Annotated in this window: 9 protein-coding genes; 3 read left to right on the top strand and 6 right to left on the bottom strand. The window is 47.2% G+C overall.

The window, feature by feature from the left end; translation table 11 throughout:
• The first annotated feature begins 372 nt into the window (after positions 1-372).
• A complete protein-coding gene (locus tag H6F73_RS16850; RefSeq protein WP_190759927.1) occupies positions 373-3,078 on the top strand; it encodes a DUF3536 domain-containing protein in 2,706 nt (901 codons plus the stop codon).
• A 57-nt stretch (positions 3,079-3,135) separates the two neighbouring features.
• Here the strand turns inward: H6F73_RS16850 and H6F73_RS16845 are convergent, their stop codons facing one another.
• Positions 3,136-6,144 carry a DUF4347 domain-containing protein gene (locus tag H6F73_RS16845; RefSeq protein ID WP_190759926.1) on the bottom strand — a complete coding sequence of 1,003 codons (3,009 nt, stop codon included), beginning with the start codon at positions 6,142-6,144 and terminating at the stop codon, positions 3,136-3,138.
• A 727-nt stretch (positions 6,145-6,871) separates the two neighbouring features.
• Here H6F73_RS16845 and purH point away from each other — a divergent pair.
• On the top strand, positions 6,872-8,440 hold the full coding sequence (purH, locus tag H6F73_RS16840) for a bifunctional phosphoribosylaminoimidazolecarboxamide formyltransferase/IMP cyclohydrolase (protein ID WP_190759925.1): 1,569 nt from the start codon (positions 6,872-6,874) through the stop codon (positions 8,438-8,440).
• A 91-nt stretch (positions 8,441-8,531) separates the two neighbouring features.
• On the top strand, positions 8,532-9,434 hold the full coding sequence (locus tag H6F73_RS16835) for a 2OG-Fe(II) oxygenase (protein WP_190759924.1): 903 nt from the start codon (positions 8,532-8,534) through the stop codon (positions 9,432-9,434).
• 70 nt (positions 9,435-9,504) lie between these two features.
• Here H6F73_RS16835 and H6F73_RS16830 read toward each other — a convergent pair whose 3' ends face one another.
• The 5 genes from H6F73_RS16830 to H6F73_RS16810 form a co-directional block, all read right to left on the bottom strand.
• Entirely contained in the window at positions 9,505-10,869 is a 1,365-nt protein-coding gene (locus tag H6F73_RS16830; RefSeq protein ID WP_190759923.1) for a tetratricopeptide repeat protein, read from the bottom strand.
• Between the two features lie 677 nt (positions 10,870-11,546).
• Positions 11,547-13,118: an N-acetylmuramoyl-L-alanine amidase gene (locus H6F73_RS16825; RefSeq protein ID WP_190759922.1), complete on the bottom strand. Its 1,572-nt coding sequence runs from the start codon at positions 13,116-13,118 to the stop codon at positions 11,547-11,549.
• A gap of 430 nt (positions 13,119-13,548) precedes the next feature.
• Positions 13,549-15,477, bottom strand: coding sequence for a sugar phosphate nucleotidyltransferase (locus tag H6F73_RS27295; RefSeq protein WP_190759921.1), 1,929 nt, complete (start codon positions 15,475-15,477; stop codon positions 13,549-13,551).
• Positions 15,478-15,835: 358 nt separating this feature from the next.
• The gene (locus H6F73_RS16815; protein ID WP_190759920.1) at positions 15,836-17,233 is read right to left on the bottom strand and encodes an ankyrin repeat domain-containing protein; all 1,398 of its coding nucleotides are present in this window, start codon (positions 17,231-17,233) and stop codon (positions 15,836-15,838) included.
• Positions 17,234-17,351: 118 nt separating this feature from the next.
• Positions 17,352-18,368, bottom strand: coding sequence for an SDR family oxidoreductase (locus H6F73_RS16810; RefSeq protein WP_190759919.1), 1,017 nt, complete (start codon positions 18,366-18,368; stop codon positions 17,352-17,354).
• Positions 18,369-18,408: the final 40 nt, after the last annotated feature.

Raw genomic sequence — 18,408 nt, 5'->3', positions numbered from 1 at the left:
ATAGATATTTTTAACAAAACCAGGCTAACAATAATAGAGTGCTAAAATCTGGTGATGAAGCATTTATCTTTTTTTTCAATAAAATCGGCGTGAAGGTTCAATCGAAGATAAAGCGTTTTGGGCTGTTGTATCAGCAGCGCTTCCTGGCACTTTTCGCCATTAACTCAGGAGAAATTTATCCGCTTCTCAAATGGCACAAACGACCCAGATATCTACTATCTGAGGCTTTCTGACCCGTCAACTTGTTGTAAATTTCACAAATCCTTTCGATCCCCAACTCCAGTCAGTTCAGATTGAGCTAAAGCTGCAGTTAAGCAGTCTGTTTGTCTGAGTTGTGTGGCAATTTTTGTCCTTTAAATTAGGTGTAATGGCATGGCTTCTCCTTCTGAGGCTGCGTCTTTGGGACGCGCTGCTGCTTCAGTCAATTCTTTGAGTGAGCAAGAAGCAGCAACCAGTAGTTTATCCGCCACTGTTGCTGAACTAAACCAACTGGTAACGCATAATGACGCACCAGAGAACGATCCCCAACAAACGGCGACAGGTGTTTATGTCACGGTTCACGGTCATTTCTACCAGCCACCCCGCGAAAATCCTTACTTAGACGCGATTGAACTGCAAGCCGGTGCGGCACCTTTCCACGACTGGAACGAGCGAATTCACCACGAATGCTACCGTCCCAATGCCTTTGCGCGAATCTTGAATGACCGGGGCGAAATCGTGGGGATCGTGAATAACTACGAGTATTTGAGCTTTAACATCGGCCCAACGTTGATGACGTGGCTGGAACGCCATGACGCAGAAGTTTATCAACGAATTTTAGAAGCTGATCGCAAAAGCAGTGAACGTTTAAACGGTCATGGCAATGCGATCGCTCAAGTTTATAACCACATCATTATGCCTTTGGCAAATGAACGGGATAAATATACCCAAATTCGCTGGGGTAAAGAAGACTTCCGATCCCGATTTGGCCGTGATCCCGAAGGAATGTGGCTGGCTGAAACAGCAGTTGATTATGCAACTTTAGAAGTCTTAGTTGCTGAGGGGATCAAATTTATTGTTCTGGCACCTTCCCAAGCGCAACGCTGCCGGATGCTGCCCAGAGATGAACAGCCGGTGACGCAATGGCACGAGGTTGGAGGCGGTCAAATTGATCCCACCCGTCCTTATCGCTGTTATTTGAAACCAAGCAGTGCACCGGCAGCCGGTGAGAATGGTGCTGAATCCCTAGATACCCAAACCTCGGACTCGACTCCCTACATCGATATCTTTTTCTACGATGGGCCGATCTCGCGGGATATGGGCTTTAATGATGTACTGAGCAATTCTCATCACTTAGCCGCACGTCTGGGTCAAGCGATACATGGGGATCACCGGCCTAGTCAGATGATTTCAGTGGCCACCGATGGAGAAACCTTTGGCCACCACAAGGGAGGAACTGAAAAATGCCTCGCCTACGCCTTCATTGAGGAATTTCCCCGGCGCAGTTGGACGGTGACGAACTTCGCCCATTACCTCAGTCTGAACCCTCCAGCTTGGGAAGTGGAACTGAAGCCGGTGACGGCGTGGAGTTGCTCTCACGGTGTTAGCCGGTGGCAGGATGACTGCGGTTGCGGCGGTGGCGGGTTGTGGAACCAGAAATGGCGTCGTCCGTTGCGCGTGGCGCTAGATTGGTTGCGAGACCGGCTTTCTGAGGTTTATGAAGAAGCCGGTCGCCGGTTCTTCCGCGATCCCTGGTTAGCGCGGGATGAGTATATTCAAGTGATTCGGGATCGCAGCTTGGAGAATGTTGAGCGGTTCCTGGCGCGTCACCATTCGCACCCGCTTGCGCCGGCAGAACAAGTGGACGCCCTGCGACTGTTAGAAATGCAGCGCCACACGCTGTTGATGTACACCAGTTGTGGTTGGTTCTTTGAAGAACTATCGCGTCCAGAAGGCGTGCAAATTCTCCGCTATGCCGCCCGTGCGATTGAACTTGCCGGCGATATTGCCGGTGTGCAATTAGAACAGCAGTTTGTCGAAATGCTGGCTTTTGCACCGAGTAATGTTGAGTTTTTTAAAGATGGTGCGGCTGTCTACCGGCATTTAGTTCTGACTGCCCAAATTAGTTTGGAACAAGTGGCGGCGCACTACGCCATCAGCGGGTTATTTACCGCCTATCCCCAGCACCACCGGGTTTATTGCTACACCACTCACCAGCAAGATTACCAATTGCAGCGCATGGGATCGCTGACACTTGCAGTCGGTCAGTTGCAACTGATCTCAGAGATTACCCAGGAAAGTGTACAACTGGTGTTTGCGGTCTTACACTTGGGCGGCTGGGATTTCCACTGCTGCATTCAGCCCTTCGCAGGCCGGCGGGCTTACACTCAGATGAAGGAGCAACTATTTGGTGCATTGCAAGAAGCAAGTTCCGCTCATGTGATTCTGGGAATGAATCAGTATTTTGATGGGAAATCTTTTAGCCTGCGCGATTTGTTTGCCGAGGAACGGCACCGGATTATGCGCCTGCTAAGTCAGGAAACCCTGATGCGGCTAGACCAGCTTTATACCCAGGTTTACCGGGATAATTATGGCGTGATGATGGGTTTCCACCGGGATGAGTTGCCGGTTCCCCAAGAGTTGCAGGTTGCTGCGGAGATTGCTTTAGGCCATCGCTGTCTCACAGAAGCCAAGGCTTTATATCACGAGATTAGTGAGGTGCCAAGTAGTGAGGGGCATCTGGGGCTGAGTCATTTAGCAGAACTAGAGGCAATCGCCACGGAAGCCAACCACCTGCGCTGCCGGTTAAATCTGCCGGAAGTTAAGCAAACTTTGGAGCAGCTAGTGTTGCGCTCTTTGCGGGAGTTGCTGCAAAATGGGGCGAGTGCAACAGTTGAGGCAGATTTTCAACGCATTGAGCGCATGATTGAACTAGGCCGGCAAATGAATCTCGGCTTAGAGATTGATCGGGCGCAAGAACTGTACTTCAACTGGCTGCAAACAGAACAGATAACTGACCTTGGGCAACTGCGCCGGCTGCTTCAGTTGGGTCAAATGTTAGTAGTGGATGTGAGTACCCAATTGAGCCGGCTGTCCTAAAACAGTCAAAAGGAATTAAGAAGAAAAAATTCTTTCCTTCTTAATTCCTTTATGTTCTTAAATAGAGGTGAAATCCCCAACTCCAATCAGGTTGGCTTGGATGCCATTTAAAGAAGCTAGCAGTTCCTCACCGGCAGTAATTAAAGTGGCATTGTTGCTTTGAGAAATCGTGAGACTCTCAAAAGTCAGGCTGCCGGTTAAGGCAATCAAATCAATGCCATCTTCAAAATCAGTAATCGTGTCAACGCCGGCACCTGAGATCAAGACAAAACGATCAGTGCCGGCATTTCCAGTCAGGGTGTCATTTCCCAGATCGCCGCTGAGCAGATCGTCTCCATCGCCACCAACAACAATGTCATTCTCCTTGCCGGCAAGCAGCGTATCGTTGCCGGATGCCCCATCAAGATAGTCAGCGCCGGTGTTGCCAAAGAGCAGATCGTTGCCGGCACCGCCGTTGAGCGAATCATTGCCGATGTCACCAAACAAGATATCTTCTTCAGTATTGCCAGAAAGCGTATCAGCGTCTTTACCGCCGAAGACGGTATCGCTGCCAGCACCGCCATCAAGGTTATCACTGCCGGCATTGCCGAACAGTAAATCGTTGCCATCGTTGCCGGCTAAGTTGTCGTCGCCGATGTCACCCATCAGGATATCCTGATCGGCCATACCAGAAAGGATGTCGCTGTCCTTGCCGCCAAAGAGGATGTCGTCACCATTGCCGCCATCAAGGTTATCACTGCCGGCATTACCGAACAGCAAATCGTTACCATCGTTGCCGGTTAAGTTGTCATTGCCGACAGCGCCAATGACAATATCATTGCCACCCATGCCAGAAAGACTGTCATTTGCATCAGTGCCGGTAAGCGTGTCGTTGCCATCAGTGCCGGTGGGGGTCTCATTGCCTTCACCCGGTGATGGAGTTGGTCCTGGAGTGGGTCCTGGGGTTGGTCCTGGGGTTGGTCCTGGGGTTGGTCCTGGAGTTGGTCCTGGAGTTGGTTCGGCTGATACGGTAATGGCAAAAGCAGTAGAGTCGATGTTGCCACCTTTGCCATCGGTGATGCTAAAGCTGAAGCTGTCGGAAGTTGTTTCGCTTCCGGCATGGGTATAAGTTAGTAAGCCGGCATCAACATCGGCTTGGGTGAAGGTACTGCTCACACTCAAAGCTGTGCCGTTGAGTGTTAGGGTGCCAGAAGTTGGCACGGTTGTGAGGGTGTAGGAAATGGGATCGCTGTCGGGATCACTGACTTGAAGCTGTGCCGAAGTGATGGCAGAAGTCGTTCCCTCATCCAAAGTCAGGCCGGTGTTGAGGTTCAGCGTGGGTGCGTTATTGGGCGCAGAGATGGGTTGAGCGATGAGTTTAGTCACCCAAGGATCGAAGGCACCAGCATTATTTGCGCCCAAACTGCCTTTTGTGTGGCCACTCAGGTAAAGCTTGTTATCACTACCAGCAACAATGCCCGAAGATGCATCATCGCTTGCAGTTCCTAGCTGTTCTATCCACAACTGATTGCCGTTAGGATCGTAGATTGCGGCCCAGGCGTCAGTTCCCCCGGCATTTGTCCCTTCTAAATTGCCTCGTGTGGTTCCCGATAGATAAACATTGCCTGAGCTACTATCGACAGAAATTTGGGCGTTGTCATCACCAATTGCGCCCAATTGCTTGCTCCACAACTGGGTGCCATTCGTGTCATATTTAGCAACCCAAATGTCTAGGTCTATATCTCCGAGTTCGCCAAGAGCAGCATTTGCGTAGCCTGTAACGTAGATATTGCCGGCACTATCAGTGGCAACGTCCGTGCTTGAGTCATTACCTGTAGTCCCCCAGCTTTTAACCCACAACTGGTTACCCTGAGTGTCGTACTTGGCGACTATGCCATCATAGAACCCAGGGCTGCCCACACCGTCCAAAGCCCCGGTGCGTCCCGATGCCAAGACATTGCCGGCGTTATCAACTGCAACGGCTAAGAACATATCTCGATAAGCGCCTTCAACCGGCTTCAACCACAGTTGGTTGCCCTGAGTGTCGTACTTGGCAACCATAGATCTTTCGACACCAAAATCTTGGTTGTATCCTGAGGTGAACACATTGCCGGCGCTATCAACCGCAACATCTGTAAAGGCCGCATCTCGCACTCCTTCCCACACCTGTCTCCACAACTCGTTGCCATTGCTGTCATACTTGGCTAACAAAGCATCACTCAATGTGATGTTTGTTGACGATTGAAAGACATCGGTTTGTCCGGATACATAAAAATTGCCATTGCTATCGGTGGCAACGCCATTGGCAAAGCCATCTCCCAACTGCTTGACCCACTGCGCGTTGCCCAAAGAGTCGTATTTAGCCACCCAAGCATCGCCAACTCGGCTCTGACGGTACAAATCGTACTCGCCCCAGGTGTATCCCGATATATACACACCCCCATCGCTACCGACTGCCACGCCAGAGGATTCTTCATCACTTATCGTTCCAAACTGGCTCAGCCAGGGAGCCTCGGTTGGCTCATCGGCCAATAACCCATTGTAGTTAGCCATCACTTCTGTTTCAAATGCGAGTGATGCCTTAAGTTGGCCGGTGGTGTATTCGAGTTCCCAATTGCCGCCTTTTTCCGCACTGCCGGTGGGAGTAGCAGAACCGGCGACTACTGCACCTGTAAGTTCAGAAAGTCGTTGTATAAATGCTTCACCTATGTTGCCGGCTGCGACGCTGCAACCATATAGCAAAATGCCGGCATCACCCGTTAAAGCCTTTGCCCACCTTTGCAATGAGCTGCTATAAGCATTGAGGGTGTCCCAACTCAACACGGTGTTGCCCAGTTGCAACAATCCCGGACTGCCGTGGCTGACAATGTGGATTTCCGATATGCCGGTTTGGCTTGCCAGAACCTCAGCTATTTGCTCGACTCCAGAGCGTAAGTTATCCAGGATAATCACTTGTGTGCCGGCTCTAACGCCGGCAATCAGGCTTTCTATCTTCTCAACCGCAGAGTCGATGAAAATAATATTACTGGCTGATCCCTTTGCTCTGCTGGCAGAGGGCTGGTTTTTAGACTCAATCATTGCCGGCATAAGCTACACTCCTAAATAGTAATTTTCTAGCTCCATGACAAAAACCTGTCTGCGCTTACCACAGTAATGTCACGCAGTCTTTGATTCCAACTGTAGACGCTGGTCGGTAAAATTCGCCTCTAGTTAGACACAAAAATTCACTATTTTGAGGAACTGTTTAGGGCTGTACGGATAAAACACATTGGGGGTCAGAAGTTCCATCAGTTATCTGCAAATTGCCACAGAAAATTTTCCCAGGCAATTCTAAAAAAAGCCGGGGAAAATAGAGAATTGAGATATCTTTAAGTCTCAATTCTTCACGCTTCATATATTTATATTTAGAACTTGTCAATCCGTTGTCAGATTTCTAGCTGACAAGATTAACACTCCAAACTGTGCAGGCTGATAATCCTTGACAAATCACAGAGGATTATTATATATATTGCCACCGAGAGCGTCGGCAAGTTGTATAAAGATCCTAGTGAGACTATAAGGCAAACTATTAAAGCTGAATACCGAGAATCTACGGAAATATTAACTGAACTGCTGACGTTGCCCGAATTTTGAGAGGTAGGATAGAAAAATTTAGGGTTTGATGGAGTGCCAGCTTAACCTGCCGGCTCAGAGAATTTACTGAATGCCGGCAGTGAGCAACCAAAGCAAGGACAAGCTTTAACACAACCAACAAGCTTGGATCTATTCTTAGAAAGGCATGGTTGCTCACTGATTTTTCAAAGGATTCTCAACGATGGCACGTCTAGCACTGCTGAGTACATCTGACAAAACCGGCTTAATCGATCTCGCTCGCTGTTTGGTAGAAGAATTTCAATTTGACCTGATCAGCAGTGGCGGGACGGCAGTTGCCCTTAAAAACGCTGGAGTGCCGGTTACGAAAGTTTCTGACTACACCGGCTCTCCCGAAATTTTAGGGGGACGCGTCAAAACCCTACACCCGCGAATTCACGGCGGCATTCTCGCACGTCGGGACTTCCCTGAAGATGTCGCCGATCTGCAAGCGAACGACATCAGAGGAATCGATTTGGTTGTCGTCAATCTTTACCCCTTTGAGCAAACAATTGCCAAAGCCGGTGTCACCTTGCCGGAAGCCATCGAGCAAATCGATATTGGTGGCCCAACTCTGCTGCGAGCCTCTGCGAAAAATTTTAACTATCTGACGGTTCTGTGCGATCCCGCTCAATATAACGAATACTTGCAAGAATTGCGGCAGAATAATTCCGAAGCTTCTTTGACATTTAGACAAAAATGTGCATTAAAAGCATTTGAACACACAGCCGCCTACGACCGGGCTATCTCCGCTTATTTAACTGGGCAGCAGGAAAGCAAAGAAGAAGCGGAGAAATCCCCGTTGCCGCAAGAGTTCTCAATTTCAGGCCGGCAGTTGCAATCCCTGCGCTATGGCGAAAATCCCCATCAACCGGCAGCCTGGTATCAAGTGGGAACAACCCCAACCGGCTGGGCATCTGCCATCAAAGTTCAGGGAAAAGAACTCAGTTACAACAATTTAGTGGATTTAGAAGCGGCACGGCGCATCATCGCTGAATTTGCCGGCCCGGAAAGTGACCCAGCCGCCGCCATTCTCAAACACACCAATCCCTGCGGCGTTGCTTTAGGAAACAGTTTAGTCGAGGCGTATGAAAAGGCGTTCAGTGCCGATTGTGTCTCTGCTTTCGGTGGTATTGTCGCCCTGAACCGGCCTATTGATGCCCGTACCGCCACTGCACTCACGCAAACCTTTTTAGAATGCGTAGTGGCACCGGCTTGCGATCCAGACGCCGAGGAAATTCTTAAATCCAAGTCTAAGGTGCGAGTTTTACTGCTGCCAGACTTGCACAGTGGCCCTCAGGAAACGCTCAAAGCCATAGCCGGCGGGTTTTTGGTGCAGGCTTCTGATGATGCTGTCGAAGACCCTTCACAATGGCAAGTTGTGACGGATTTGCAACCGACGCCAGACCAACTTGCAGAAATGCTCTTTGCTTGGAAGATTTCCAAACACGTCAAATCTAACGCAATTGTCGTGACTCGCCAGCGCACTACTGTGGGTGTGGGTGCCGGCCAGATGAATCGCGTGGGTTCGGTTAAAATTGCCCTAGAACAAGCCGGTGAAAAAGCAACGAATGGTGTTCTTGCCAGTGATGGCTTTTTCCCCTTTGATGATTCCGTACGCACAGCAGCCGCTGCCGGTATTTCGGCAATTGCCCAGCCTGGAGGCAGCTTGCGAGACAGTGATTCTATCAAAGCTGCTAATGAATTAGGCTTGGTGATGGTGTTGACAGGGGTGCGTCACTTTTTGCATTAATTCATCAGCGGTAGGGGCGAGTTTATTTCTCTAGGCAATCTAGTTACAAAACTCGCCCTTACCCACTGACAACTAACAATTGACAACGGTTATGGAATCTGATTACCCGCGATCTGAGTCTATGGATGTCAAAGTTAAACTGCTTTTAAGTGGCGGACACGAGTATATTTTATGGCTTAAATCCGACTCCCCGCTGTTGGAGAGTTTATTAAAAGTTCTGGTCAATCGCTCCCAGAATCAAACTTCTGCAATATTGTTTCAAATTCCCGTAGATGAAGGGCATTCGGCTTTGTGTTTTCCCAGCGATCATTTGATTGGGGTTGTCACAGAACCGCCCATTTTTGTGCAGCAGAAAACACCTGCGCCGGCTCCCCCAGAAGTGCCACCGGCGCGTCCAGTTGCTTCAAATTTTCTCCCGTCTGAGTGCGTGCAACTTGATAACTTTATCACGCCGGCAGAACAGGAAAAACTGCTTAAATTTGTTTTCCAAAAAGAGTCAGAATTTGTGCCGACAAGCACCTCAACCGGCGCGGCAGATTATCGGCGTTCTTGGGTGCTGCACTCGTTTCCTGAGTTTTCTGAACTCATTATTAAACGAATTCACACAGTTTTGCCCGATGTCTTGAGCAAACTTTCGCTGCCGGCATTTACCGTATCGCAAATTGAGGCACAGCTAACGGCTCACAATGATGGAAATTTTTACAAAGTTCATAACGATAGTGGCAGTCCAGATACGGCAACCCGATTTCTCACCTATGTTTACTATTTTTATCGGGAACCCAAGCCTTTTTCAGGAGGCGAGTTGGTGATTTATGACAGCAGAGTTGAGAATAATTATTATGTGAAAGCAGAGTCTTTTAAAACCATTGAACCGCGCAACAATAGTGTTGTGTTTTTCCTAAGCCGGTATATGCACGAAGTGCTGCCGGTGAGTTGTCCTTCCCAAGCGTTTACCGATAGCCGGTTTACGATTAATGGCTGGATTCGCCGGTGAAGAGTTAATTGTAGGAGGAAGTATAAGCTTGGTTTTTTGCTACTTCCTCTCCCCAACTTCTCAAAAAATACTAAGATTGAAGCAAATTCTGAAATTCAGGCTGTTCTCGAATTGAATCAAAAACTTTATCAGTCTTAGCTTTATCTTTGTATTGTGGATTGAGTGTAATGGCTTTCTTCAAATTTTCCACTGCTAATGATGAGTATCCTTGTACTCCATAGATGCAGGCTTTGTAATACACCGATTCAGAATCATCAGGTTTATATTTTAAAGCTTTATTATAAGAAGAAACTGCTTCTTCGTATTTTTTTAATTTAGCTAAAGCAAGTCCTCTGTTTGACCAAACTATGTAATCATCAGATTTATAGTTTAAAGCTTTGTCAAAAGATGAAACTGCTTCTTCGTACTTTCCTACTTTATTTAAGGCAAATCCTCGCCAATACAATGCTTCATAATTATCCGGGTTGTCGTGTAGAAATTGAGCAAAAGAGGAAACTGCCTCATTATACTTTCCTAAATCTTTCAAAACCAAGCCTTGCTCGTAGTAAGCAGAAGAAAAATCAGGCTTTATCTTCAGGCAACGTTTAAAATCTTCTAGGGCTTCCTTGGGTTTATTTAAATAAAAGTAAGCCAAGCCTCTATTATTGTAAGCAAAATATTCTTGTTTTTTATCGTCTAACTTTATTGCTTCAGTAGAATCTTTTATTACCCCTTCATAATCTTTGAAGTAAAATTTTGCAAATCCTCGTTGACTATAAGCGTCTAAATACTTTGGGTTCAAGCTAATAGCTTCAGAAAAATCTTTAACGGCTTCTTTGTATTTACCTATTGTTAAATAAACCGAGCCTCTGCTCAAATGAGCATCATCATAATTGTCATTAATTTTAACTGCTAAATTAAAATTTTTAAGAGCAGTTTGGTTGTCACCCTGCTTAAAATAAATATTTCCTCTTCCGATATAAGCTTCTACTAAATTCGGTGAAAATTTCAAAGCTGTATTATAATCTTGTAATGCTTTTTCTAGTTCTCCTACCTGAGAACGAGCAAAAGCTCGACTAACAAGAGCTTTATCAAAATTAGATTTTAATTGAAGAGCTTTTGTATAAATTCTGATCGCTTCAGAAAAATTTCCATTACGTGATTGATCTAACCCAGCATTTAAAAGCAGACTTTCAGGAGGTAAGTTTTTGGAGTTATCCATTTTATATTCATAGAGGTTAGCTTCAACGACTTCATTAATTGTGAGCAGTGACTCTATGTTAAATTCAGCTTTGAATACAGCATTATCAGAAAAAAAGTGTATATCAGAAATGCTCAAACTTTGAGCGTAAGCAACACCAAAATTCAGCGAAAATAGTCCTAAAAAAACTATGAATAATAAACTTACTTTTAGTGCGTTAATGATTTTTCTCGAAAGTTGCTGAAGGTTTAACATACTTATTGCTCCTTACAAAAGTAACTCTGTCAAGTTCTCAGTTCCTAAGTTCTCAAAATTCTTCACAATCCCTGCTGCTAGTGTCACTAAATCTTGATGGAGATCAGAACACTAAACATCAATATCTCATAAAGTTTCCTCAAAATCAAATTTTCATCTACCTCTTCCGGTGCATCTCCCACATATCGCTCAGGGGTAGGACTCCACTCCTTCACCTCCGACTCCTGATGATCAATCAGTACCGGCTTAAGGTGATCTACTAAAGACTAGGTTGGCTTTAATTTTGGTGGGGTTAAACTGAAAATTTTGTATGTACACGCTTTATCATACACCTTGAAAGTTTTGCACGGCTGTCCAAAAATCCTCCCATCCCTCATCATCCCATGATTTGTTACGTCAGAGGAATTGAGGAAGGGTTAAACCGTTTTTTGGATAATTGGAATAGAATCTTGGTAATCTTAGCAAAATATTTAAGCGCTCATCCACTGTAAGGCAGAAGCATGAGCGCAAAAGGTATTCTATTTTAGGAAAATATTTAAATCCTTATCTACTGTAAGGACGAAATATGAGCAAGGGTGAAGCATGAGCGTGTAAATCTTTTGCTCACATCAGAGATTTTTTGTGCTCATGCTATCCCCAAAGGGGACGCTGCGTTAACGCCCCTACGATATCGGCTGTCAACGACCTTGTTGAATGTACTGGAGAATGCCCCGTGCGATCGCTTGTGCCATTTGAGTACGGTAACCAGCATTGGATAGCCTAGCAGCATCTTCCGCGCCGGTGACAAACCCGACTTCAAGTAAAGTTGCCGGCATAGAACTTCTTCTTAGTACATAAAATCTCGCCTGTCTCACCCCCCGATCTCGTGAACCTGTAGTCTGAAGAATGCTTTTGTGAATCGCGCGAGATAAGCCTAAACCGCTGCTGTAATAGTAAGTTTCGATGCCATTCACATCAGGCCGGCTCATATTAATTGCATTAGCGTGAATACTCACAAACAAGGAGGCATTCACCCGTTCAGCCATCTGCACACGCGCTTCTAGGCTAACTTCCCGGTCATCTGTTCTTGTCATAATCGCTTGCACGCCCTGTTCTTCTAACAATTGCGTCACCTGCCTGGAAATGTCTATGACAACATCCTTTTCCCGCAAACCTCGAATTCCCACTGCACCGGGATCACGTCCCCCATGTCCCGGATCGATCGCTACCACCACTCGCCCCTTGGGAACCGGACGTGAGGGTGCCGGCTGAGTCGGGTTTCTAGGCGGTACGGGAGTTGGCGGTCGCACCGGCACAGGTTCTTCATCCGGCAGTGGCGGCACAAGAACCGCTTGCGTGCGTTGCAGTTGCAAGGATAGGGATTGGCCGCTAGGCTGAGTTACTCCGGCAACCTGCACGCCTGCACCTGGTTGCACAAGGATGCTAACGGTTTGCGAATCTTCCTGCAAAACGCGCACCCATAATGCAAGGCTGCCGGCTGGTGGCTGAACATTCGTGATTTGCTGAGCCAGCTGCGCTGAGGGAATGGTGATCTTGTAAGCTGCAGTTGCTCTATCCCAACCCGTCGTATAGGTAACGGATCGATCAGCTTTAACAGAAACTTGCGTGCCGTTATTTTCTAACTGAATCGATTGAATTGTAGCCAGTTGAGCAGACGCTTCAATGCTGGGCGCTGCTCCTCCTCTGGGCCACACCACCACACCGCCCGACTTGGCAGATGCCTGCACATCTGGGCTATAGGAGTTCATATTTAAAATCACGCGGGCAACCGGCGGTGAGCTTTTGAGTTGGATGATTTGCAGGTTGCTGATGCCATGATTATTTACTGTAATATTGCGGTTTTGCAACTGGGGCGAGAGTGTCGTGCCGGCGATATCAATGGTTGTCAACGTGCGATTTTGACTTCGCTTGACCTCAACATTTGGACTTCTACCACTGGTGCGAATAATCAACCCTTCTGGCTTTACCTCGACATTCTGAAGCTGAGTTTGTCCAGCAACCGCGACGGTAAGTGGCTCACTGGGCGGTTGTTCTGCGTTTTGGGATGTGAGCGTTTGCGCTGTCTGCCGATCCACAGAAGCCTGGTTTTGCTCAACATCAATTTGCCAAGATTGCTCGTTAGCTTGGACGGGCGATGTTAGCAGAAAAACCCCTAAAAAGCTGGGCAGTACCCAACCCAGCCTGAGCGTTTTTTCAAATAGAAAGTTGCGGGGACGTTGCAAGTTTGAACCTGGGGTGGGATTCCTCATATTCAGTAAATAATTGGCACAGCCTTAAATTGAGTTTTGAACGCGACGGGTGCAGAAAATTGGTTGCTAATTGTTTCAACAACCTGCATTAACCCTGGAGTGATCCTTCCTACCAAGTTGCATTCAGTGAGGTTATCCCTCTGTAGTCTTAAAGTGGGACAGCGAGAACGCGTGTTGTCTCAGTGAATGCGAATTGGGATGATTTGCGCGTGCGATCACTGCAATTTTCTGCTGCACCCTGGCAACAACTGAACGCGCTATCAGATGCCCCTAAGCGCCCCTCTGGCAGGAGGTTAACTGTGCCGGCGATCTATGTTGTAGTTTTAGATGGGATCGCTTGCTGACAATATATGTGTTTAACTCCAAGGGCTGCAACCTGAATACCAATATGAGTCATACTCATCAGGATGGAATATTCAGGATGCTTTAATTAGCCTTCAGATTTTCTAAAATCAATCAGCGTTTGCCAGTAAGTTTCTGGTAATCCCGTGTCAAAACATTTACCTCTGACAAGGTAGCCGGTGATTCCTTCATCCTGCCGTAATCTTTCTACCCCGGATGTTAGCTGAAATTCACCCTTATCCCGCAAGTTGTTATTAATGTTCTCTTCTAAGCTGTCAAAGATTTTTGGCGTGAGGACGTATAATCCGAAGGCGCACAGGAACTGATCCTCTGGCATTCCGTCAACACGGAGATGTTGGCGTGCGTAATCAATTGTGGGCTTTTCAGAAAGTTGCGTGATTGAAAGGATAGACTGGGGTTCTTGCCAGAAACCGGCAACGCAACCTGCTTTGGAAATTATTTCTGCCGGCATCACCGTTAAACCCAAAACACTTTGCTCAACTTGCTCGTATATTTCGATAATTTGACGGGCGCAAGAAGTCTCAGTCTCCGATGAATAAACGTGATCGCCCAACATCAGCAAAAAGGGTTCATCTCCCACCCATTCTCTGGCACAAAATACCGCATGACCGTAGCCTTCTTGAACGTCTTGTGTCACAATTGTAATTCTTTGCCCTAAATCTTCTAAATATTCGCAGTATTCCTGATTCTGCTGCGAGAGCTTCTTAAATAGTGCAGGTGCCGGCGGATTTTTAAAGAAATCCTCAAACAATTCGCGATCGCCGGTTTGCACCACAATCCCCACTTCTTCGATGCCGGCACTAAGGGCTTCTTCAACTATTGCCAAAATCACCGGCTTCGCCCTGCCATCTTTGTCGATAATCGGAAAAAGTTCCTTCTTTATCGCCTTCGTAGCGGGAAATAACCGAGTTCCAAAACCGGCAGCCGGTATCACCGCCTTGCGAACTTTTTTCTCTGCCTGAAGTGTGAGTTTTAAGGATTGCATTTGGGGAAAATCTCGCTCAATAATTTCAATAACTTGCTTTTGACTTTTCTCATTTTCTACAATAAACTGTGCGGAACCATCGCCTTGCGAGCCAACCCCTTTCCCCCCTAAAATATAAGGTTGAATGGGTTCGTAATTCAGAAGTTGGTGCAAAACCGGCGCAGTTAATTCGGATGGACAAGCAGGGATTAAATGTTGATCAAATTCTGCCTGTGCCCGTTTCATTAACGCCCCAATTTTTTCAGCATCGCCTTTTTGTAGCGCTTCAACTGCTTCCTGTGTAATTTCCGAATTAATCGTACCGAGATATTTTTGAACATTCTGCTGCACTTCATTGTCAGCAAACGGATAACCTTGATTGAGCTGACTTAATATTTCCTTCGTATTTTTGCCGGCACCCAAATCAACAATGACAAAATATAAATTTTTCTGTAGTTTTAACTTAATAACATCCGTGCGATCACCATCAAAAATCATTAAAATGGGTTGGTTTCCATAAGCACAAGCTTGATCCATTCGCCCACAGCGAGAAGATGTCAAAATCTCACCCAAATAAGCAAGCTCCATTTCTTGACGAACTGTCATTTTTAATTTGTAAACGCGATTAAACGCCCGCGCCACAAGCACGCAAATCGCAGCACTAGATGCCAAACCTTTCTGAGCCGGCAAATCTGTTAAATAATTATCAATCTCAAGCCCAAAAACTCCATACTGGGTGAGAAATTGATAAGCCACACCGGCAGCATAACTGAAAAACTCGCCCTTTTCAGCTTCAGCCAGCAGGGTTTTCTCATCCATCGAAAGTTGGATTTCTTGTCGGCTGCCATCACTGAGAGAGACGCGAAGAATAAGCTGGGTTGGATGAGGTTTAACTTTTGCATAAAGTCCCTGATTTGTGCCGGCAACCAGGGCGTATCCCTTTTCTAAATCGGGATTAATTGAGCGATAAACTCCTGCCCAATCGCTGTGTTCGCCAAATAGGCAAAGTCGTCCCGGTACAAATATTTTCATTTATTTTCACTTTCTAGCCGTCTGTTGGCGGTGACGTTGGGATTTGGGGATTTTTTGGCGAGTGTAATAATTAAGAAAGATAAGATTTTTTTAACCACAGATGCACACAGATGAACACAGATGAAAAACGCGCTTTATCTGCATTTATCTGCATTTAATTACAGTCAAAAAAAATAATTTTAACCACAAATAAACCATCAGCTTTATCTGCATTTATCTGTGTTGATCTGTGGACGCAGGTGGAACTTGAATGACAAGCGCAGCACATTCGGGTTGCACCTGCGGAATCTGTGGTTAAATATTCCCTTCCTAGTTTTTGCAACAAGCCCAAAAAACCTTTTACCTCCCCTAATTTATCTCACTCTTGGGCACCGGCAGCTTTTAGCAACTTCACTACATTTTTATAACCATTGAAATCCGCAATCATAGAAGCGGTGTAACCCCCCCGGTTTTTTACATTGATATCCACACCGGCATCTAGCAATTGCTTAACAGCCCCCTCATGCCCGCGATGTGCTGCCCATATTAAGGCTGATGCGCCGGCATTATCCAAAAGATTCACATCTGCACCGGCTGCTAATAAGGCTTGAATGACTTCAGCCTTACCACGATCAGCTGCTTTCATCAGCGCTGTTTTTCCATCCTCTGAACGTGTGTTAGGATGAACACCGGCCTTGAGCAATACTTGCACGGTTTCCACATGGCCGGCACTTGCAGCTAAAGTTAAAGCGGTTTCCCCGGAGTTCCTTGCTTTCAGAAGAGACTGCACTTGCCCTTTCTCGCCTTGAAGCAAAATTTCTACTGTTTTGCTGTGATTGTGCAAGACTGCAACCATTAAAGCTGTGTCACCCAGCCGGTTTTTTGCTAATATATCTGCACCTTGGCTGACAAGCCGTTCTACAACGCCGGCATGACCTTCGACAGCCGCTAAGTGTAAAGCGGTTTCCCCATCATTATTTTTGGCATTGATATCTGCGCCGGCATTCAGCAAGGCAGTGACAGTCTCTGCATAACCCCCCGCCGCTGCTGCCATTAATGCTGTCCATCCATCCGGATTTTTGGCATTCACATCAGCGCCGGCATTCAGTAAGGCTTGGGCGATGCCGGTATTACCGCTATCGGCGGCTAAAGTTAATGCTGTCTCGCCTTCTTCATCTTGGGCATTGATATCAGCGCCGGCAGTTAAAAAAGCCTCTACAACTGCCAAGTTTCCGCCCTCAACTGCCTGCATGACAGCCGTTTTACCGTCCTCTACAGTTATATTCCCATCTGCCCCGTGTTCGAGCAAAAGTTGCACCACGGCAGCGTTAGGAGACTTGAGAGCCAGTTTCAGCGCAGTATCATCATCCTTATCTTTGACATTAATTTCTGCGCCGGCATCCAACAAGATTCGCACACACTCAAGACTTCCTTTAAGTGCTGCCGCCATTAACGCTGTGCTGCCATCATCATTTTTAGCATTCACCTCTGCGTTTCTAGATACCAAAAGGCGCACTGTGTCAACTCTCTGATTAGCGGCGGCTAACATTAACGCCGTAATCCCAAAACGTTTTCTGGCCAAATTGACATCCGCGCCGGCATCCAGTAGCAGCCGAACAATTTCGGTGTAGCCATACCGGGCGGCAAACATTAAAGCAGAGGTGCCATCTTGATTCGTTGCATTAACATCAGCACCCTGAGCGAGTGTGGTTTGCAGTTGGGCGATATCGCCACTTCTCGCAGCCTGGATTAATAAAATGTCCTTCTTCGAGGGCATGATTGGGGTTCGTTGCATCGGGAATAATGTCAACTTATCGCTAAATCGTACCTTTGAGAAGAAGGAGCCGGTTATCTCCTAAGTTTGTTAACGGTAAAGGTGATGAATGCTGCTTAAGCTAAATTTGTCCCCCATTTTTGAAGGCTTGTGCCGCCAGAAACGCTAAGGCAACGGTACTGACGAGTGCCCCCCACTTAAGCGCTGGATTCTTATCCAACCAATCAGTAAGGCTGGGTATCACTAAGTTTCTAAAGTCTCCCTCAATTCTGTCATGGGATGGGATAGGCTCGTAGAGATTGTTTGGCCCATCTTCAGACTTCGGCTGGTTAGTGCGCTGTAGTTGGAAGGCAACGCGCTCCAATATGAAATCTACCAGAGATGGAGAAAGCCGCTGGAGTACATCTATCATTCTCCCCGCATCCCCAACCAGGAAGTCGCGGGTGGGATGTTCGGCAACATAGAGGATTGCGTCAGCGACTAAACTGGGTTCGTAAAAGGGTGGGAGGCTTGCCGGTTTGACGCCTAACCGCGTGAGGGCATTGTTGTAGAGAGGTGTGTTGACTGCGGCGGGTTTGACACTTGTGACGCTGATGGGGATGCCCTCATGTTGCAGTTCCACGCGCAGGGATTCGATGAATCCTTCCATCCCGTGCTTTGCCGTACAGTAGGAACTTTGAAGCGGCACACTTCGCCGGCCTAAAACTGAAGAGAGATGAATCAGCGCCCCCCGCCCTTCACGCTTAAGATGGGGTAGGGCTGCCATCGCGCCATATACCTGCCCCATGAGGCCGACATCAATAACGCGCTGAAATTCTTCGGGTTTTGTTTTATCGAAAGCGGCATAGACGGCGATCGCAGGGCAATGCACCCACGTATCGAGCCGGCCATACACCTCCACGGTTCGGTCTGCGATCGCTTTAACCTGCTCAAATACGGTTACATCAGCAATGACAGGGGTTACCTCAGCGCCAAAGCCGCGAATCTCATCTACCAAGGGTGCGAGCTTTGATTCACTACGACCTGAAACAACCAACTTCGCCCCGCGCTTGGCAAATTGAAGGGCTGTTTCACGTCCGATACCGCTGGAAGCCCCAACGACGGCAACAACCTGCTGATTAATTGGCTTCAGTTGCATCAATGCTACTCCTTAAAGTTTTTATTCAAAATTATTCACG

Source organism: Microcoleus sp. FACHB-68 (assembly GCF_014695715.1).
GTDB lineage: Bacteria > Cyanobacteriota > Cyanobacteriia > Cyanobacteriales > Oscillatoriaceae > FACHB-68.
The sequence above is the reverse complement of the archived record's forward strand: the minus strand, read 5'-3'. Positions and strand labels throughout refer to the sequence as shown.